Origin of the sequence: Gordonia zhaorongruii, from assembly GCF_007559005.1 — a bacterium.
GTDB lineage: Bacteria > Actinomycetota > Actinomycetes > Mycobacteriales > Mycobacteriaceae > Gordonia > Gordonia zhaorongruii.
The window spans coordinates 651,755-671,918 of sequence record NZ_CP041763.1 but is presented as its reverse complement, the minus strand read 5'-3'; the positions used below and the strand labels follow the sequence as shown (position 1 = coordinate 671,918).

Genomic DNA, 20,164 nt, shown 5'->3' with positions numbered 1-20,164 from the left:
CCTAGTTGGTCGGCGAATCCGGGCGGAGCCGGACGAGCGTTGCCCGCGCGGCCCGTGCCACGATCTCGCCATGCTGATTGCGGCCGATGTGCGTGAGGTTCACGATGCCCTCCCCCGGCCTCGACGACGAGACTCGCTTCCCGTTGCATTCGGTCTCCCCGTACAGAGTGTCTCCCGCGAACAGCGGCGCGGGGAAGGCGATCTCACTGAATCCGAGGTTCGCGACGAGGGTCCCCTGCGTCAACTGCGCGACCGAGAGCCCGACGATCGTCGAGAGCGTGAACATCGAGTTGATGAGTCGCTGCCCGCCGAACCCGGGCTGCTCCGCGGCCCACGCCGCATCCAGATGCAGTGCCTGCGTGTTCATCGTCAGGGTGGTGAACAGGACATTGTCCGCTTCGGTCACTGTCCGGCCGGGACTGTGCGCGTACACGGCACCGTCCTCGAACTCCTCGAACCACAGACCGCGCTGGACGATCCGCTTGGCCGCCTGATCCCCACTCATGCCGGCAGTCCCAGCGAGCGGGCGATCAGCATCAGCTGCACCTCGGTGGTGCCCTCGCCGATCTCCAGGATCTTCGAATCCCGGTAGTGACGGGATACGAGGTACTCGTTCATGAAGCCGTAGCCGCCGTGAATCTGAGTCGCGGTGCGCGCGTTGTCCATCGCAGCCTCGCTCGACACCATCTTGGCGATCGACGCCTCCTTCTTGAACGGCTGTCCGGCCAGCATCTTGGCGGCCGCGTCGTAGTACGCCATGCGGGCGACGTGTGCGCGCGCCTCCATGCGGGCGATCGCGAACGACACCGACTGGTACTCGGCGATGGCCTTGCCGAACGACTGCCGCTCACTCGCGTACTTGACGCACTCGTCGACGCAGCCCTGCGCGACGCCGGTGGCCAGACCGGCGATCGCGATGCGTCCCTCATCGAGGATCGACAGGAAGTTCGCGTAGCCGCGGCCGCGCTCGCCGAGTAGGTTCTCGCGGGGCACGCGGACATCGGTGAAGCTCAGCGGATGGGTGTCGGAGGCGTTCCAGCCGACCTTGTCGTACGGGGGTTCGGCGACGAAACCAGGCGTGTCCGAGGGCACGACGATCGTCGAGATCTCCTTGCGCCCATCGGATCTCTCACCGGTGACCGCGGTGACCGTGACAAGCGAGGTGATATCGGTGCCCGAGTTGGTGATGAACTGCTTGGAGCCGTTGATCACCCACTCGTCGCCGTCTTCGCGGGCCGTCGTCGCGGTCGCGCCGGCATCGGATCCCGCGCCGGGTTCGGTGAGCCCGAAGCCGGCGAGCCTGCGCGCGGTCAACAAGTCGGGAAGCCAGCGCTCCTTCTGCTCCTGCGTGCCGAACCGGTAGATCGGCATCGCTCCGAGTCCGACGCCTGCCTCCAGCGTGATGGCCACCGACTGGTCCACCTTGCCGAGTTCCTCGAGGGCGAGTGCGAGCGCGAAGTAGTCGCCGCCCATGCCGCCGAACTCCTCGGGGAACGGCAGGCCGAACAGGCCCATCTGTCCCATCTTCGCCACGACCTCGTACGGGAACGTCTTCTCGTGGTCGTGCTTAGCGGACACCGGTGCGACCACCGTCTGCGCGAAGTGCCGCACACTGTCGATGAGGTCTCTGTGGTCCTGCGTCAATTCCATATCCGGTCCTGTTCTTGGATCAGTCGATTCAGGTTGTGCGGGTTCATGATTCGGGTGGCGCCACGTGTGCCAGCAGTTGTGCGGACGACACCTTGTCGCCCGGTTTCACATCGATGCGCGCCACGCCGTCGATCGGGGCCTTGAGCGTGTGCTCCATCTTCATCGCCTCGACGACCACGAGCGGCTCCCCGGCGGCCACGGTGTCCCCCGAGTTCCCCGGCACCGCCACGACGGTCCCCGGCATCGGGCTCGTCACATCCCCCACTGCGTCTTCGTCTTCGGCATCGGCGAGTGCGCGGATGGCGTGCACCAGCCAGGTTCCGGCGTCACCGGCCACCCAGCGGATACCGGCCGCACGGTCCGTGCGGACCACCCAGCGCTGGCGGACACCGTCGCAGGCGAGCGCGATGGAACCGTCGGGCAGCGGTGTCATCCGCACCGGCGCCTGCCAGGTCTGCGTCTCGCTCTCCTCGCCGCCCTTCGCCTCGCCGCCCTTCGCCTGACCGTCACTCGCCTCGCCTGCGACGCTCTCCACGGTCACGTCGGCGGCCAGCGACGACGCGTCGGCGGACGGTCGCAGAACCGAAGACACCGTGTAGTGCCGTGCGTCCACCGCCAGCCGTGACACGAACGGCGACGGCGTCCCGATGCGGAAGCCGTGCGCGCTCGACCACAGGTCGTCGGCGGTGCCCAGGTCGAGTCCGCCGAGCGACGCCGCGACCAGTGCCTGCGGCGACGGGGCCGGGGCGGCGTAGTCGACGACGAGCCGGTCGAGGAGTTCGGTGTCCAGCTCCCCCGCCCGCACCGCGTCCTGTCCGAGCACGAAGCGGCAGAAGTCGATGTTGGTGACCACTCCGGTGAGGCGTGTCTGCGCGAGCGCCTCGTCGAGCTTGTCGATGGCTTCGGCACGATCGGCGCCGTGCACGATCACCTTGGCGAGCATCGGGTCGTAGTCGCTCCCGACCACGCTGCCCGCTTCCACACCGCTGTCGATGCGTGCCAGTCCTGATGCGGGAGCGGCTGACCGGATCGGCCTGGCGACCCATTTCAGATCGGTGATCCGGCCACCCGTCGGCAGGAATCCCTGTGCCGGATCCTCCGCGTACACGCGGGCCTCGATCGAGTGCCCGGTCAACGTGACGTCGTCCTGCGAGAACGCCAGCTGCTCGCCGCGCGCGATGCGCACCTGCTGCTCCACCAGGTCGTACCCGGTGACCATCTCGGTCACCGGATGCTCCACCTGCAGGCGGGTGTTCATCTCCATGAAGAAGAAGTCCTCGGGTGAGCGTGCCGACACGATGAACTCCACCGTTCCCGCACCCGTGTAGCCGACACTGCGTGCCGCATCGCACGCCGCCTGACCGATCCGGGATCGGGTCGCCTCGTCGAGCAGTGCTGACGGGGCCTCCTCGATCACCTTCTGGTGGCGGCGCTGCAGTGAGCACTCGCGCTCGCCGAGGTGCACGACGTTGCCGTGCTCGTCGGCCAGGACCTGCACCTCGATGTGGCGCGGGGTCAGCACGAAATGCTCGAGGAACAGCGAGTCGTCGCCGAACGCCGCGCCGGCTTCGCGGCGCGCCGTGACGAGTGCGGCAGGCAGCTCGGCCGGATCGGTCACCCGGTGCATGCCCTTGCCTCCACCGCCCGCACTCGGTTTGATGAGGACCGGGAATCCGATGTCCGGTGCCGCGGCGATCAGATCCTCGTCGGTCAGACCCGGGCGCGAGAGTCCCGGCACCACCGGAACTCCGCGTGCTGTCACCGCGTCCCGAGCGGTGATCTTGTCACCCATGGTGGCGATGGCCGACGACGGCGGACCGATGAAGACGATGCCCGATTCCGCGAGCGCCGAGGCGAACGATTGATTCTCCGATAGGAAACCGTATCCGGGATGCACCGCATCGGCGCCGGTGGCACGGGCGGCGGCGATCACCTTCTCGATGTCCAGGTAGCTCTGCGTCGCGGCGGCGGGTCCGAGTCGGACGGCCTCCCCCGCAGCGCGTACGTGGGGCGCGGTGGCGTCGGCGTCCGAGTACACGGCGACGGACTCGATGCCCATGCGGTGCAACGTCTCGATCACGCGGACCGCGATCTCACCGCGGTTCGCGACGAGCACCTTGCGAATGGTCTTCATGGACTTCTCCTGCTTCTGATCTCCCACGCCGATCACATCCGGAATACGCCGTAGCGCGGTTCGGGGAGCGGCGAACGTCTGCAAGCCTCGAGCGCCAGACCCAGCACGGTCCGGGTGTCGGCCGGATCGATGATGCCGTCGTCCCAGAGCCGGGCGGTGGAGTAGTACGCGTCCGACTGACGTTCGAACTGGTCACGGATCGGTTCCTTGAACGACTCCTCATCGGCACTGGACCACTCCCCGCCGGCGCGCTCCACGCCTGCTCGGCGCACAGTGGCCAGCGTGTCTGCTGCCTGCGGTCCGCCCATCACCGAGATGCGGGCATTGGGCCACATCCACAGGAATCGGGGCGAGTACGCGCGTCCGCACATCGAGTAGTTGCCCGCACCGAACGATCCGCCGATCATCACCGTGAACTTGGGGACTCGAGCGCAGGCGACGGCATTGACCATCTTGGCGCCGTTCTTGGCGATGCCGCCCTGCTCGTATTCGCGACCCACCATGAAACCCGTGATGTTCTGCAGGAACACCAACGGGATGCGGCGCTGGTCGCAGAGCTCGATGAAGTGAGCGCCCTTGAGCGCCGACTCGCTGAACAGGACGCCGTTGTTGGCGACGATCCCGACCGGATGGCCGTGAAGCTTCGCGAACGCGGTGATCAGCGATGTCCCGTAGTCGGCCTTGAACTCGGTGAACTCCCCGCCGTCGGCCAGGATCTCGATGACCTCGCGGACATCGTATGGCTGCCGCGGATCGGTGGGCACGACGTCGTACAGGTCGGTCTGGTCGTGCGCGGGCGCGACGGTCGGCTCGACATCCCATTGGGCCGGGATGCGCGGCCCCAGCGTCCGGACGATCTCGCGCACCTTGGCCAGCGCCTGCTCGTCGTTGTCGACGAGATGGTCGGTCACTCCGGACACCGACGAGTGCATGGTGCCGCCACCGAGGTCCTCGGCGCTGACGTCCTCCCCGGTCGCGGCCTTCACCAGCGGCGGACCCGCCAGGAAGATGGTGCCCTGATCCCGGACGATGACGTTCTCGTCGCTCATCGCGGGCACGTACGCACCGCCCGCGGTGGACGAGCCGAGGACCGCCGAGATCTGCGGGATCCCGGCGGCGCTCATGTTGGCCTGGTTGTAGAAGATGCGGCCGAAGTGATCGCGGTCCGGGAACACCTCGTCCTGGTTGAGGAGCATCGCACCGCCCGAGTCGACGAGGTAGATGCACGGCAGCCGGTTGGCTTCGGCGACCTCCTGTGCGCGCAGATGCTTCTTGACGGTCACCGGGTAGTAGGTGCCGCCGGAGACGGTCGCGTCGTTGGCCACGATCATGCACTCGCGGCCGTGGATGCGTCCGATTCCGGCGACGACCCCCGCGGCGGGCGCCTTTCCGTCGTACATCTCGAACGCGGCGAGCGGCGCCACTTCGAGGAAGGCCGTGCCGGGATCGATGAGGGCGTCGATGCGATCGCGCACGAGCAGTTTGCCGCGACCGACGTGCCGTTCTCTGGCCTTGTCTCCACCACCGGCCGCGGCGACCCTCAGTCGGTCCCGGAGCATCTCGACATTGTCGAGATGAGCCTGCGCTGAACTCGTCATCGGCTCCCTTTCAGTTATTGCCCATTAACTGAAGATCAAGATACGTGTCCGCCGACACATTCGCCAGCCCACTCCCATCGATTGTTCCAGGGTTGGTGACCCCCGTCACAGAAAGTGGTTATCGTGGGAACCAGCCGCACCACCCTCGCGGCCCCCGCATAAACGCTCGGAACCGTCGTTCATCACCCCGGTCGACACCCGAGCCGACACCGCAAGGCCAGGTGATCCCATGACCGTCGCCGATGATCGCGTTCGCAACGCGAACCCTTCCCAGGCACAGCCCCGTCCACCCCGGACCTCCTCCGAATCCTTCTCGCTCGACGACCGCTACACGCGCGAATCGGGCACCATCTACCTCACCGGCATCCAGGCACTGGTCCGCATGGTCCGCGACCGCGCCGCCCTCGATCGCCGTGCCGGGCTTCGCACCGGTTCGTTCATCTCCGGCTACGAGGGCTCGCCGCTCGCCGGCTACGACCTCGAGATCGCCCGACGCCGCCGGCATCTCGAACCGTGGGACATCACCCACCGGCCCGGACTCAACGAGGAGCTCGCCGCAACGTCGGTGATGGGATCGCAGGTCGCGGCCCGGGTCGCCGACCTCGCCCCGGACGCCTCCGGCGCACCGCGCGACGGCGTCGTCGGCTACTGGTACGGCAAGGCTCCCGGCCTCGATCGCGCGACCGACGCGCTGCGGCACGCCAACATCATCGGCGCCCACCCGTCCGGCGGCGCCGTCGCCATCGTCGGCGACGACCCGGGGGCTAAGAGCTCGACGGTTCCGTGCGCGTCCGAGATGGCCCTCGCGGACCTGTACATGCCGATCCTCTACCCAGCCGACAGCGCCGACATCCTCGATCTCGGAGTCCACGCAGCCCTGATGAGCCGCGTGTCCGGGCTGTGGACGTCACTCAAGATCTCGGCGCACGTCGCCGACGGCGCGTCGACGGCCGCCGTCGACCCCGACCGGCTGCGCGTCGACTACGGCGGCCTCGGCACCAGTCCGCACGTGCCGAGCGGCCGGCTCCTCGGCGCCGGCCTGATGGAACTGGAGCAGAATCAGCTCACCACGCGCCTGCCGCGCGCCACCGAGTACGCGCGGCTGAACGGTCTCAATCGGATCGTGCAGTCCACCGGCGACGATCGCATCGGCATCGTCGCCGCGGGCAAGACGTATCTCGACATGCGCGAGGCCCTGCGTCTCATCGGCATCGCCGACTCCGATCTCTCGCGCCTCGGCATCCGCATCCTCAAACTCGGCATGGTCTACCCGATCGAACCCGGGATCCTCGATCGGTTCATCGCAGGCCTCGACGAGGTGATCGTCGTCGAGGAGAAGCGCGACTTCATCGAGACGATCATGCGCGACATCCTCTTCCGGCGGAGCGATGCGCCCGCGATCGTCGGGAAGGCCAACGAGGACGGCTCCACGCTGTTCTCCCGCTTCGGCGAACTCGACGTCGACGCGGTCACGCGCGGCCTCGCCACCCGACTCGGCCGACGGCACCGCATCGAGCCCGCCCGAAGGTGGCTCGACGACCGCGACCGGCACCGCGAACGCATTCTCCTCCCCCTCGCCGTCCGCACTCCCTACTTCTGTTCCGGATGCCCGCACAACAGCTCGACGAAGGTCGATTCCGGCACGATCGTCGGCGCCGGAATCGGGTGCCACGCGATGGTCCTGCTCATGGAACCCGAACAGGTCGGCGACATCGCGGGCGTCACCCAGATGGGCGGCGAGGGAGCGCAATGGCTCGGCATGGCGCCGTTCCTCGAACAGAAGCACTTCGTCCAGAACATCGGCGACGGCACCTTCATGCACTCCGGGTCGCTCGCCCTGCGGGCCGCGGTGGCCTCCGGCGAGAACCTGACCTACAAACTGCTGTTCAACGGCACCGTCGCGATGACCGGCGGCCAGGATCCGGTGGGACAGATGGACCTGCCGCAGACGGTCGCCCTTCTGCAGGCCGAACGGGTCGCGCGAATCGTCGTCACCACCGACGACCCCGATCGCACCAGGAGGCTCCGACTGCCGCGCGGCGTGCAGGTCCGGCACCGCGACGACATGCTCGACGTGCAACGCGAGCTCGCACAGGTGCCCGGCGTGACCGTGCTGATCCACGATCAGCACTGCGCGGCCGAGAAGCGCCGCGAGCGCAGGCGCAATCCCGGCGCCGACACCCCCGCACAGCGCGTGATGATCAATGAGCGGATCTGCGAGGGATGCGGTGACTGCGGCGCCAAGTCGAACTGCCTGTCCGTACATCCGGTCCAGACCGAGTTCGGCCGCAAGACGCAGATCGACCAGAGTTCGTGCAATCTCGACTTCTCCTGCCTGGAAGGCGATTGCCCGGCATTCGTCAGCGTCGTGCCCGGCACCGAGCGCAAGCGCGAGCAAGTTGCGCCGATCAGCGACCGCGACCTGACCCCGCCGGAGTCCGCACCGGCGACGGACATGCCGACGGACGGCGACTTCACCGTCCGCGTCACCGGCATCGGCGGCACCGGCGTGGTCACGGTGTCGCAGGTCATCGCGACCGCCGCAGTCCTCGACGGGCGTCACGCTCGGACCGTCGACATGACCGGTCTCGCTCAGAAGGGCGGCGCCGTGGTCAGCGACATCAAGGTGTCGGCGCAGGCCATCGAACAGGCGGCGAAGGTCGCGACGGCCGACTGCGACGTCTACCTGGCGTGCGATCAGCTCGTCGGTGCCGACCCGGTGAACCTGAAGGTCTCCTCGACGGCGAAGACGGTAGCGGTCGTGTCGACGACCCAGGTGCCGACCGGTTCGATGGTCATCGACACCGCTGTCCGGTTTCCGCAGAGCTCGGCCATCCGGACCGCGATCGACGATCACGCCGCACGCTCGGTGTACGTGAACGCCGGTGCGCTCGCGGACGAGCTGTTCGACGACGAGCAGTACGCGAACATGCTGATGGTGGGCGCCGCGTTCCAGACCGGGTCGCTGCGGGTCTCCGCAGACTCCATCGAGCGGGCGATCGAGCTGAACGGAGTGGCAGTGGCGGCGAACATCCAGGCGTTCCGTCGCGGTCGGCAGACCGTGTCGGCACCGGAAGCCGTTGCCGCGGCGGCGGAGTCTGTCCGCACAACCGCACCGGAAGCCGACCCGAGCGAAGCGGCCAGGCAAGCCGCCTCCTCAGTGATGGGCGCGGGCGACGAGCTCGCCCACGTGGTCCGGAGTCGTTACGACGAACTCATCGCATATCAGAGCGAGGCTTACGCGCGGTCGTGGCTGTCCGACGTACAGCGGGTGCACCGCTCCGGCCACGGCGACGAGCTGACAGCGACCGTGGCACGCAACCTGTACAAATTGATGGCCTACAAGGACGAGTACGAAGTGGCCCGGCTGACGGACGACGCCGCCTTCGCCGCCGAGATCGCGGACACGTTCGGCGACGATGCCGCGGTATCCGTGCGATTGCACCCGCCGATGCTCCGCGACCTCGGCATGCGGAGCAAGATCGCGCTCGGACACTGGGCGAACCCGGCACTCAACGGGCTCGCCCGGATGAAGCGGCTGCGCGGCACTCGGTTCGACCCGTTCGGCCGAACCGAGGTTCGCCGGACCGAACGTTCGCTGATCACCGAGTACCGGGCCGCGATCGATCGCGTGCTGAGTTCGCTGGGCACCGATCCGGCTCCGGCGCGGATCACCGCCGCCATCGCCGTCGCCGACCTGCCCGACATGGTCCGCGGCTACGAGAGCATCAAGTTGGCCAACGTCGAGAAGTTCCGGGCCGAACTCCGCCGGCACCTGGACGCCCTCGACGCCTGACCGCCTTCCGTTCCGATCAGCGATGCAAGCCCGCGTACAGGGCACCTCGCGCCATGGTGATGAGCAGTTCACGCAACTCGGCGGCCGGGTAGGCAGGCAGCCGCGGCGACGAGTTGAGCAACCCGAAACCTGCGTGGACGCGCACCCGCGCCTGCGAGCGCGTCAACTCCTGGGCATCGGGAACCCCTGCGGCCAGCAAAACGTCGACCCACAGTTCGACGTAGCGGCGCTGCAACGAACGCACGGTGCGATTCGCCTCGGGTGTCATCGACGCCAGATCCCGGTCCTGCACGCTGATGAAGTCGGGTTTGGTGACGAGCACCGCGATATGGAACTCGATGAGGCGGGTCAGCACCTCGGCGGGTTCACCACCGTCGGACACCACCCGCTCGCCGCCCTCGAGGAGACGCTCGCTGATTCCCACCAGCATCTGGTCGAGGAGGTCGGTCTTGGAAGAGAAGTGGCGGTACATCGCGGGTCCGCTCACCCCGACCTCGGCGCCGATGTCCTCGAGCCGGACTCCGGTGAACCCTCGACGCGCCATCTGCCGTGCCGCTGCGGCGACGAGCTCTTCGCGCCGCGCGGCTTTCGCCAGGCTGCGACGAGTTCCCGTCGCCGCATCCGGTGCGGTGACGGGAATCCTGTTCTCGTCAGATGACGCTGTCTCCTCGGGCATCACCTGAGAACGCTACCGGGACCGCTCTGAATACTCGTCGTTCACGCCGTCGACCAGCGTGGCGGCCACGAGCAGAGCAGCCTGGACGCCGCCGAAGTCCGACGCCGCACCGACCCCGCACGGCAAACGCCCCGGATCGGCTTCACAGCCGGTCCGGGGCGTCGCGTCGAGCGGTGTCTCTACCTGGTCACAGGTTCTGATACAGCTCGCGCGCGAGCTGAGCGGTTGCGCTCGGCGTCTTACCGACCTTCACGCCCGCAGCCTCCAGGGCCTCCTGCTTCGCCTGCGCGGTGCCGGAGCTGCCCGACACGATCGCGCCCGCGTGACCCATGGTCTTGCCCTCGGGGGCGGTGAAGCCCGCGACGTAACCGACCACCGGCTTGGTGACGTTCTCCTTGATGTACTCGGCCGCACGCTCTTCGGCGTCGCCGCCGATCTCGCCGATCATGACGATGAGCTTGGTCTCCGGGTCCTTCTCGAACGCCTCGATGGCGTCGATGTGAGTGGTGCCGATGACCGGGTCGCCGCCGATGCCGATCGCGGTCGAGAAACCGAGATCACGCAGCTCGTACATCATCTGATAGGTCAGGGTGCCCGACTTGGAGACCAAGCCGATCGGCCCCTTGTCGGTGATGTTGTTCGGGGTGATGCCCACCAGCGCCTCGCCGGGGGTGATGACGCCCGGGCAGTTCGGACCGATGATGCGGGTCTTGGCGCCCTTGTCCACGTTGTAGGCCCAGGCGTACGCCGAGTCCTGCACCGGGATGCCCTCGGTGATGACCACGAGCAGCGGGATCTCCGCGTCGATGGCCTCGATGATCGCGTCCTTCGAGAAGGCGGGCGGCACGAAGGCGATCGACGTGTCGGCGCCGGTCTTCTCCATCGCCTCGGCGACCGATCCGAAGACAGGCAGCTCGATGTCGTTGCCTGCGGCATCGACGTGCTTGACGGTGGTGCCCGCCTTACGAGCGTTGACACCGCCGACGACGTCGGTGCCGGCCTTGAGCATCAGCGCGGTGTGCTTGGTGCCCTCGCCGCCGGTGATGCCCTGGACGATGACCTTGTTGTTCTTGTTCAGGTAGATCGACATGTTCTCCCAGGCTCCTACTTGTTCGCCAGCTCGGCGGCCTTATCGGCGCCGGCGTCCATGGTCTCCGCAAGGGTCACCAGCGGGTGGTTGGCGTCGGCCAGGATCTTGCGACCCTCCTCGACCTTGTTGCCGTCGAGGCGCACCACGAGCGGCTTGCTGGCGGCGTCGCCCAGTGTCTCGAGGGCGCCGACGATGCCGTTGGCGACCGCGTCGCACGCGGTGATGCCGCCGAACACGTTGACGAACACGCTCTTGACCTGCTCATCGCCCAGAATGACGTCCAGTCCGGCCGCCATGACCTCCGCCGACGCGCCGCCGCCGATGTCCAGGAAGTTCGCGGGAGTCACGTTGCCGTGGCCCTCACCGGCGTATGCGACGACGTCCAGGGTCGACATGACCAGACCTGCGCCGTTGCCGATGATTCCGACCTGGCCGTCGAGCTTGACGTAGTTGAGGTCGTTCTCCTTGGCCTTGAGCTCGAGGGGATCGCTCGCGTCCTTGTCCTCGAACGCCGCGTGAGCTTCCTGACGGAAGTCCGCGTTGCCGTCCAGGGTGACCTTGCCGTCCAACGCGAGGATCTGATCGTCCGGAGTGCGGACGAGTGGGTTCACCTCGACGAGCAGAGTGTCTTCGGCGACGAAGACCTCCCACAGTTTCTGGATGGTCACGGCCGCCGCGTCGAGAACCTCGGCGGGCAGGTGACCCTTCTCCGCGATCTCGCGAGCGAACGCGAGGTCGACGCCCTTGACCGCGTCCACCGCGATGCGCGCGAGACGGTCGGGCTTGGTTGCAGCCACTTCCTCGATCTCCATGCCGCCTTCCACCGAGCACATGGCCAGGTAGGTGCGGTTGGCACGATCGAGGAGGAAGGAGATGTAGTACTCCTCGGCGATGTCGCTGGCTTCCGCGACGAGGAGATTCTTGACGACGTGGCCCTTGATATCGAGGCCCAGGATGTTTTCAGCGTGCGTCTGTGCGTCATCAGGGGTGGCAGCGTATTTCACGCCGCCCGCTTTGCCGCGCCCGCCGACCTTGACCTGCGCCTTAATCATCACAGGCTTGCCGATTTCCTCGGCGATAGCCCGTGCGTCCGCTGCATTGTCGGTAACCCGCCCGGGTGTGGTGGGTACCCCATGCTTGGCGAACAGTTCCTTCGCCTGGTATTCGAAGAGATCCATTCAGCTCACCATCTGAAGTATGTTGTTGCCCGCCTCGGTGTAACGCGGGCCATAGTCGACCTTAATCCTGTGCCGACGCCGGTTCACACGGAGTCCCCCACCTTGTGCCAGATGTCACTCATGGTGAGCACGGGGTGGACACAGCAGGGACGCTTGGTTACCGTCGTACGGGTTGGTAACAGGATGGTCACAGACGCCATCGATGATGTGAGGTGAAGACACGTTGACTGCACGGAGCGCAATGCGCATGGAGGAAGCACCCTCCACCAGTGTCGACGCTCCGGCTACCCGGGATATTCCGCTGCCCTCGCGGCGGCTCCGGATCGGTCTCGGAAACGAGGATCTCAACTCGGTCGTCAAGACCACCGAAATCCCCGTCACCAAGGACGAAGAGCAGTACCTTCCCTCTGTGTCGGCTCCCAAGGCGCGGGCGCACAAGGTTGCGGCCCCTCCGGTCCGGACTCCGCAGTCCGAGACCGAGCCCGATGTGCCCGCACCGTCCGGCAGGCACCGGCTGCCCGCCCCCTCCTCCGCACTTAAGGCCCGTACCGCACTCGTCGCCATCGCGGCAGGCGCAGGCACGTTCGCCGCCCTCGGATCGGGTACAGATCAGGCCGCACCGAACGCTGATCCGGCACCGGAGTCCGAGGTATCGCTTGCCGCAGCCGGCACCAGCGGCGCAGGCGCGGCTCCCTCGGATGCCCCCGGCACCGCGCCGGCCGCCGCACCGTCGGGCCCCGACCTCGGCCCGGGCGTCACCGCTGCCACCGTCGATGCCGACATGAGCGGATTCGGATCGCAGCTGAGCGAAGGCAAGAAGATCAAGGCCGCCAAGGTCGCGGCCGAAGAAGCTGCGAAGCGGCCCAAGATCGTCAGCCCGGTGGATATGGGCGCCTACGATCTCACCTCGGCGTTCGCGCCGCGCTGGGGCGCCTTCCACGGCGGCATCGACATGGCCGCGCCGCTCGGCACCCCGATCCACGCTGCCACCGATGGCGTCGTGAAGGAGGCGGGCCCCTCGTCGGGCTACGGCAACTGGGTCCTGCTGGAGGCCCCCGACGGCACCGTCACGATGTACGGCCACATGGCGTCCTCCGGAGTTCTCGCCAAGGTCGGCCAGAAGGTCACCGCGGGCGATGTCATCGCACTCGTCGGCAGCGAAGGCTTCTCCACCGGCCCTCACCTGCACTTCGAGGTGTGGCGCGACGGAAAGATGAAGACCGATCCGGGCATCTGGCTCGCCAAGAAGGGCGTGCGGCTCTCCGGTCTCACCAGCTGAGCCGACGCCCACTCCTCCTCCTCTACGTAGCGGCACGACCGCTGTACGGCGCGGCTGACGGCCGCTTCCGCGAGGCGCGACCCGGCGACCGCTACAGCTTCTCTCCCGGCAGACCACCTGCCGTCATCAGCGTGACCCGTCCGACGCTTCCGCCGAAGTCGAAGGTGATCCGCTCGGTGATCCCCTGGCCTTCCTTCGCCACGGCTTTGCCCATTCCGAATTTCGGATGGTTCATCCGGTCGCCGAGCTCGTAGTTCACCTGCTTGTTGCGGCCCCTCGTCGGATCGGACGAGTACGAGGACCGCCCGCGCAGACCGGAGTTCTCACTGGAGAATCCACCGCCGGAGAACCCACCGCTCGAGTAGCCGAACGCCCCGCCGCGCGACGAGAAATCACGTGGGCCGCGACGCGGTTCGGTTCGCCGCCAGTCGATCAGGTGCTGCGGAACCTCCTGCAGGAAGCGGGATTCCGGGTTCGATACCGGCTGCCCCCAGGACGCTCGTGACATCGCGCGAGTCATGTACAACCGTTGCCGGGCACGAGTGATGCCCACGTACGCGAGGCGGCGTTCCTCGCTGAGCTCGGCGGGGTCGCCGAGCGCGCGCATGTGCGGGAAGTGCCCGTCCTCCCAGCCGGTGACGAACACGACGGGGAACTCGAGTCCCTTCGCGGTGTGCAGGGTCATCATCGTCACGACGCCCTCGCCTTCGTCCGGCAGCTGGTCCGCGTCGGCGACCAGCGACACCTTCTCGAGGAACGCCGCCAGCGAGCCCGGTTCGGGTTCGCCATCCTCGGTCCGTGTCAGTGCATCCGATTCTGGACTGTCGACCTCTGCGAGATCTACCTCTGCACCGTCTGTCTCTTCACCGTCTGTCTCTTCACCGTCTGCCTCCGGGCTGCCGCCTTCGGCTTCGGCCCGCTGCGCGGCCTCGAGACTGAAATCTCGGGCCACGGCGACCAATTCGTTGATGTTGTCCAGACGGGCGCCGTCCTGCGGGTCGTTGGACGCCTCCAGTTCGGTGCGGTACCCGGTGCGCTCGACGATCGCGTCGACGAGTTCGCCGATGTCGGCTCCCTCCGCGGTGGCATCCGCGACGGCCGAATCCGCATCGTCGCCTCCTACCGATCCGAACGACATCAGGAAGTCGGTGCGCAAGCCCTCGATGAGCGCGACGAACCCGGTGATCTGCTTGACCGCACGGGTGTTCAGCAGCGCCACCCGGTTCTCCGTGGCGTCGATGAGTGCCTGGTAGAAGCTGACGCCGAGGTTCTCCGCGTGGATCGCGACGCACGCCTCCGCCCGGTCGCCGATACCGCGCCGCGGAGTGTTCAGGATGCGGCGCAGGCTCACGGTGTCGTCCGGGTTGGACACCACCCGCAGATACGCGACGATGTCGCGCACCTCCTTGCGCTCGTAGAACTTGGTCCCACCGACCACCTTGTACGGTAGCCCGTGACGGACGAAGACCTCTTCGAGTGCGCGGGATCCGGTATTGGTGCGGTAGAAGACCGCGATATCGCCGTACGTATGGCTCGCCGAACCCCCGATCGAGTAGTCGACGAGTTGCTCGATCTCCTTCGCGATGAAGGCCGCCTCGTCGCGATCGGAATCGGCGACGTATCCGACGATCAACTCGCCGTCACCCGAATCGGTCCACAGCCGCTTCTCTCGGCGGTTCGAGTTGCGTGAGATCACCGCGTTGGCGGCCGACAGAATGGTCTGCGTCGAGCGGTAGTTCTGTTCGAGCAGGATCGTCTCGGCGTTCGGGTAGTCCCGTTCGAATTCCTCGATGTTCCGGATGGTCGCACCGCGGAACGCGTAGATCGACTGATCGGCGTCGCCCACGACGCACAGTTCGGAGGGCGTCACCCCACCGTCGGTCGGCGTCTCCCCGACCAACTCGCGCACCAGCACGTACTGGGCGTGGTTCGTGTCCTGGTACTCGTCGACCAGCACGTGCCGGAACCGTCGCCGGTAGTACTCGGCGACCTCCGGGTGACGCTGCAGGAGCGCCACCGTCTCGCCGATCAGATCGTCGAAATCGAAGGCGTTGGCCGACGACAGCCGGCGCTGGTACTCCCCGTAGATCTCGGCGATGGTCTGCTCGGCGCCGGTGCTGATCCCGTTCTCGTCGCCGGCTGCGGCCTTGGACGCAGCCTCGTCCGGCGGGATCAGCTCGTTCTTGAAATTCGAGATCTGCGTGCCGACGCCCCGTGGACTGAACTTCTTGGGGTCGAGGTTCAGATCCCGGACCACCATCCCGAGGAGCCTGCGCGAATCGTCGGCATCGTAGATGGAGAAGTTCGAGTTCCGGTTCCCCAGCAGGGCCGACTGGGCGCGGAGGATCCGCACGCACGTCGAGTGAAACGTCGACACCCACATGTACGCGGCCCGCGGCCCGACCAGGTCGATGACGCGTTCGCGCATCTCGGCCGCTGCCTTGTTGGTGAAGGTGATCGCGAGAATCTGACCGGGCGTCACGTCCCGCTCCGCCAGCAGATAAGCGATCCGCCGGGTGAGCACCGCCGTCTTGCCCGAGCCCGCACCTGCCACGATCAGCAACGGGACACCCTCGTGCAGGACCGCTTCCCGCTGCTGCGGGTTCAGCCCGTCGAGGAGCTCACGCCCGCGGTCGCTGAGCACCGCGGACGCTTCATCGGAGGCGGGCGCGCCGGGGCCGGTCGGAGAAGAAATCGAGGAGTCCATCGCCTTGTCAGGCTACCCGCGGCCACCGACAGCCCGACCCGCGGGAAGGCGGGCGCACCTCAGGGCGCGAGGCCCGCCATGACGGGACGGCCGACGCGCCCCTCGCCGGTGTGCAGACGCAGTCCCGGCGTCACCGGACGGATCTGGAGTGCGTCGCCGGCACCGTGGAGCTGTGCGTACAGGAACTGCAGGCCCGACTTGACCGGCACCCGCAGCGGCTCGCCACCGTCGAGCCTCAGCTCGATCTCGCCGTCCCGGTCTGCGCAGTAGCTGAGTTGAATCGTCCACTGGACGTCGATGAGCGGTCCGTCCAGATCGAGGCGCTCGGGTCCCCGGATACCCGGGCGCTTGCACGATCCCGAACTCTCAGAGATCGTTCGTGCCCGGGTCACCCCGCCCGGCACCGCCTGGCCGTTCGGGTCGAGAACGACGAGGCGGTCGGTGTGCGTCCCGAAGTCGGGCCGCTCGGACAGCCGGCCGAACACATGACTGATCAGGTTGTTCGGGTATGCGACCGGAAGCAGCACCTCGAGCGGTACCTCCTGATCGAACATGACCCGATCGGAGTTCTCCCGCAGCGACTGCTTCGCGTTCGACAGATACTCGGCAGTTCCATCCGACCGCCACGACTCGGCAAAGGTAGTCGTGGCGATCATCGCCGACACCGCGAGAACGACCGCACCGACCGTGCCCACGATCGCCGGTCGACGATCCGGCTCGGCGGTCGCCGAATGACTACCGGAACTGCTCTGCGACGCCACGATCAACGCGAACGCGATGGTGAACACCAACGCGGTATCCGGCAGGTAGCGGAGGGTCTGCGCGAGTTCGAGCGCAGTGTTCTCGCTCGACCGGGTCCACATCACCGGAATCTGCGCACCGACCGCGTACAGACCGGCGCAGAACCAGATGATCCCGATGCCTCGCTTGGCCCGCATGGTGGCGATCACCAGGCCGGCCAGAACCAGCCAGCCGATGCCGATCATCCAGATCGGCGCGAAGCCCATCGGCGGCGATGGGATCCACCGTTCCCAGTCCCACGGGCCACCCGCGAACGACGGGACGATCGCATTGTTCACGCTGCGCCACACGAGTCTGGCGGTCTGGGAGACCGAGTGCTCCCCGTCGGTCGCCGTGGTCGTCGACAGGAACAGCACCGACCAGGCGGCGAACAACACGCCGAGTGCGGCCCACAGCGAGCGGGCCCGAAGGAAGGTGACCGACAGCGCCGACGTGCGGTAATCCCCCGGATCGGCGCTGTGCTTCGCTGAAGCGCGGACGGCGAGCAGCGCGGCGACGAAGGCGACGGGCAGGATCATCAACGATTTCTCGAAGAAGGCGAGCGCGACGACGAACGCGATCACCGAGCAGACGATCAGACGGCTGCGCTCCTTGCCTTCCGCCCGGTCCCGGACCAACCGCACCGCGCTCCCGACGATGTAGGCCATCGCTGCCTGCAACGGCAGGGTGTTGAGGCCGGCGGCCCACCACACGAAGGCGGTGAGGGTCATCGGGACGAAGAGGTAGAACGCCAGCGCGGCCAGTGCACCGCCGCGGCCGCCGGGCGCGATGATCTTGATCATCCGCCACACGGCGATCGACGCCACCGCCTGCAGCACCACGAGCGTGATCGCAGGCAGCCACCATTGGACCGGCGCGATCAGCGTGGACAGTCCGGCGACGCCGAACGCTGCGGGCATGAAGTGCCCGTCATGACTGTGTCCGAGGAACTCCCAGCTCAGAATCGGATGCGACGATGCCCTGCTGATCAGGATCAGGTCGTCCCAATAGAAGTGTCCGCGTGCGACCAGCCAAGTCCGCACGATCAGTTGCGCCACGATGAGCGCAACGGCGAAGGCCGTGATTCTTCGTGCCTGGAACATTCCTGCATTGTCCCGCACGCCGTCGCGCACGTGTGACTGCCACTCCGCCGACCCCGTCGGGGGCATGCGTGGCAAGATCGGTGGAGTGAGTGAGCCAACCGACCCTGCGGACCACGGTCGCGCGTCCGACGACCTCAGTTCCGACGTCGCCGACCTGCCGGACGACATCGATTCGCTGCGCCTGGAGATCGACCGCATGGACGCCCTCATCCTCGCCGCGATCCAACGGCGGAGCGCGGTGTCGAAGAAGATCGGCGCACACCGAATGGCGACCGGCGGCCCCCGTCTGGTCCACAGCCGCGAGGTGAAGGTCCTGGACCGGTTCTCGGCTCTCGGCTCCGAGGGTCACACACTCGCGATGCTGCTGCTGCGCCTCGGCCGCGGCCCCCTCGGCCGCTGACGTCTGCGCTCGGAGAGGGTCGACGCTCGGCGACCGGTTCAGCGGGCGCGTCCCCGCTCGCCGCGGTACCACCGGACGAGTGAGTCGGTCGACGAATCGGATTGCCGGGCGGGCGACTCGTCCTGCGAGATCACGTCCACCAGTTTTCCGGCCTCGGACTTTCCGAGTTCCACACCCCACTGATCGAACGGGTTGATGCCCCAGATCGTCGCCTTCACGAACACCTGGTGCTCGTAGAGTGCGATCAACTGCCCCAGGACCGACGGTGTGAGTCGCGGCGCCAGGATCGACGTCGAGGGCCGGTTCCCCGGCATCACCTTGTGCGGGACAGTGGCGGCCGGGACGCCTTCTGCGGCGATGTCGTCGGCCGTCTTACCGAAGGCCAGCACCTCGGTCTGCGCGAAGAAGTTGCTCATCAGCATGTCGTGCATCGATCTGCCGTCCGCGGTCGACAGGTCGTCGGTCGGGTTCGCGAAACCGATGAAGTCCGCGGGTACCAGCCAGGTCCCCTGGTGCAGCAATTGATAGAAGGCGTGCTGACCGTTGGTGCCCGGCTCGCCCCAGTAGACCGATCCGGTCGGGGCGGTCACCGCGCGTCCGGTCGCGGTCACCGACTTCCCGTTCGATTCCATCGTCAGCTGCTGCAGGTATGCGGGGAACCGTGCCAGGTCGTTCGCATACGGCAGCACGACCTGAGACGACGCCTGCCAGAAGTTCGAGTACCAGAGCCCGATCAACCCGAGGAGCATCGGCGCGTTCCGCTCGATCGGCTGCGTGCGGAAGTGCTCGTCGACGGAGTGGAAGCCCGCCAGGAACTCCGCGAACTGCTCGCGGCCGATCGCGACCATCAGGGAGAGCCCGATCGCTGCGTCCACCGAGTAGCGGCCGCCCACCCAGTTCCAGAACCCGAACATGTTGGCGGGGTCGATGCCGAATTTCTCGACTTCTTCGGTGTTCGTGCTGACCGCGACGAAATGCTTGGCGACGGCCTCGTTCGCACCGGTTGATCCCTCGGCCTCTCCCAGCCCGGACAGCAGCCAGCGTCGGACCGCGACCGCGTTGGTGATCGTCTCGAGCGTGGTGAATGTCTTGGACGCGACGATGACGAGCGTCGTCGCCGGATCGAGGCCGTCGAGCGTCTTGATCACGTCGTCCGGATCGATGTTCGAGACGAAATGGCAGGTGATATCGGGCTTCCGGTACGCACGGAGCGCCTGGTACCCCATCGCCGGACCGAGGTCGCTGCCGCCGATGCCGATGTTGATGACGTGCCGGATGCGCTCACCGGTGTGCCCGACCCATTCGCCGCTGCGGACGCGATCGGTGAAGTCGCCCATCGCGTCGAGAACCGCATGCACGTCGGCGACCACGTCCTGCCCGTCGACGACCAGTTGGGCGTCGCGCGGCAGACGCAGTGCGGTGTGCAGTGCGGCACGGTCCTCGGAGGTGTTCAGATGCGCTCCCGCGAGCAGGCGGTCGCGGGCTTCCTCCAACCCGGCTTCGCGGGCGAGGCTGGCCAGAAGTTCGATCGTCTCATCGGTGATGAGGTGCTTGGAGTAGTCGATGTGCAGGTCGGCGACGTCGACCACCAAGTTCTCACCGCGCTGGGAATCCAGCGCGAACAGTTCGCGCATGTGCATCGCGAACACGTGCTGCTGATGTGCAGCGAGCGCTTGCCACGACACCGTCGCGGTGATGTCGAAGTCATCACCGGTGTCCAGTTGTCCGTTGAGGCCGCCCAGCATTCCTCAACCTTATGCGGTCGCAGTGCGA

13 protein-coding genes are annotated in these 20,164 nt (G+C 67.1%); 3 read left to right on the top strand and 10 right to left on the bottom strand.

Annotated features, from left to right (window positions below; all coding sequences use genetic code 11):
• Nucleotide 1: 1 nt before the first annotated feature.
• Genes FO044_RS02995 through FO044_RS02980 form a run of 4 tightly spaced genes read right to left on the bottom strand, consistent with a single transcriptional unit; the run spans nt 2 to nt 5,382 of the window.
• Nucleotides 2-505 (bottom strand): MaoC family dehydratase, encoded by a 504-nt coding sequence (locus tag FO044_RS02995; protein ID WP_132993182.1) that lies wholly within the window; start codon nt 503-505, stop codon nt 2-4.
• On the bottom strand, nt 502-1,650 hold the full coding sequence (locus FO044_RS02990) for an acyl-CoA dehydrogenase family protein (protein WP_132993181.1): 1,149 nt from the start codon (nt 1,648-1,650) through the stop codon (nt 502-504). Before FO044_RS02990 ends, FO044_RS02995 begins: the two co-directional genes overlap by 4 nt.
• A gap of 43 nt (nt 1,651-1,693) precedes the next feature.
• On the bottom strand, nt 1,694-3,784 hold the full coding sequence (locus tag FO044_RS02985) for an acetyl/propionyl/methylcrotonyl-CoA carboxylase subunit alpha (RefSeq protein WP_132993449.1): 2,091 nt from the start codon (nt 3,782-3,784) through the stop codon (nt 1,694-1,696).
• 32 nt (nt 3,785-3,816) lie between these two features.
• Complete coding sequence (locus tag FO044_RS02980; RefSeq protein ID WP_132993180.1) at nt 3,817-5,382, bottom strand: carboxyl transferase domain-containing protein; 1,566 nt, start codon at nt 5,380-5,382, stop codon at nt 3,817-3,819.
• A 229-nt stretch (nt 5,383-5,611) separates the two neighbouring features.
• Between FO044_RS02980 and FO044_RS02975 the strand changes: the two genes are divergently transcribed.
• The gene (locus tag FO044_RS02975) at nt 5,612-9,178 is read left to right on the top strand and encodes an indolepyruvate ferredoxin oxidoreductase family protein (protein WP_132993179.1); all 3,567 of its coding nucleotides are present in this window, start codon (nt 5,612-5,614) and stop codon (nt 9,176-9,178) included.
• Nucleotides 9,179-9,194: 16 nt separating this feature from the next.
• On the opposite strand, the gene FO044_RS02970 is transcribed toward FO044_RS02975, so the two are convergent.
• The 3 genes from FO044_RS02970 to sucC form a co-directional block, all read right to left on the bottom strand.
• A complete protein-coding gene (locus FO044_RS02970) occupies nt 9,195-9,854 on the bottom strand; it encodes a TetR/AcrR family transcriptional regulator (protein WP_132993178.1) in 660 nt (219 codons plus the stop codon).
• 187 nt (nt 9,855-10,041) lie between these two features.
• Nucleotides 10,042-10,944 carry a succinate--CoA ligase subunit alpha gene (gene sucD, locus FO044_RS02965; protein WP_132993177.1) on the bottom strand — a complete coding sequence of 301 codons (903 nt, stop codon included), beginning with the start codon at nt 10,942-10,944 and terminating at the stop codon, nt 10,042-10,044.
• A gap of 14 nt (nt 10,945-10,958) precedes the next feature.
• Nucleotides 10,959-12,122: an ADP-forming succinate--CoA ligase subunit beta gene (sucC, locus tag FO044_RS02960; protein WP_132993176.1), complete on the bottom strand. Its 1,164-nt coding sequence runs from the start codon at nt 12,120-12,122 to the stop codon at nt 10,959-10,961.
• Between the two features lie 241 nt (nt 12,123-12,363).
• On the opposite strand from sucC, the gene FO044_RS02955 reads away from it, so the two are divergent.
• The gene (locus tag FO044_RS02955; protein WP_132993448.1) at nt 12,364-13,401 is read left to right on the top strand and encodes a M23 family metallopeptidase; all 1,038 of its coding nucleotides are present in this window, start codon (nt 12,364-12,366) and stop codon (nt 13,399-13,401) included.
• 91 nt (nt 13,402-13,492) lie between these two features.
• Here the strand turns inward: FO044_RS02955 and FO044_RS02950 are convergent, their stop codons facing one another.
• Both FO044_RS02950 and FO044_RS02945 read right to left on the bottom strand, forming a co-directional pair.
• The gene (locus FO044_RS02950) at nt 13,493-16,108 is read right to left on the bottom strand and encodes a UvrD-helicase domain-containing protein (RefSeq protein WP_132993175.1); all 2,616 of its coding nucleotides are present in this window, start codon (nt 16,106-16,108) and stop codon (nt 13,493-13,495) included.
• A gap of 59 nt (nt 16,109-16,167) precedes the next feature.
• Nucleotides 16,168-17,991 (bottom strand): TgpA N-terminal domain-containing protein, encoded by a 1,824-nt coding sequence (locus FO044_RS02945; RefSeq protein ID WP_132993174.1) that lies wholly within the window; start codon nt 17,989-17,991, stop codon nt 16,168-16,170.
• A gap of 85 nt (nt 17,992-18,076) precedes the next feature.
• On the opposite strand from FO044_RS02945, the gene FO044_RS02940 reads away from it, so the two are divergent.
• Nucleotides 18,077-18,391, top strand: coding sequence for a chorismate mutase (locus FO044_RS02940; RefSeq protein WP_132993173.1), 315 nt, complete (start codon nt 18,077-18,079; stop codon nt 18,389-18,391).
• 38 nt (nt 18,392-18,429) lie between these two features.
• Here FO044_RS02940 and pgi read toward each other — a convergent pair whose 3' ends face one another.
• Nucleotides 18,430-20,136 carry a glucose-6-phosphate isomerase gene (gene pgi, locus FO044_RS02935; RefSeq protein WP_132993172.1) on the bottom strand — a complete coding sequence of 569 codons (1,707 nt, stop codon included), beginning with the start codon at nt 20,134-20,136 and terminating at the stop codon, nt 18,430-18,432.
• Between the last annotated feature and the right edge of the window lie 28 nt (nt 20,137-20,164).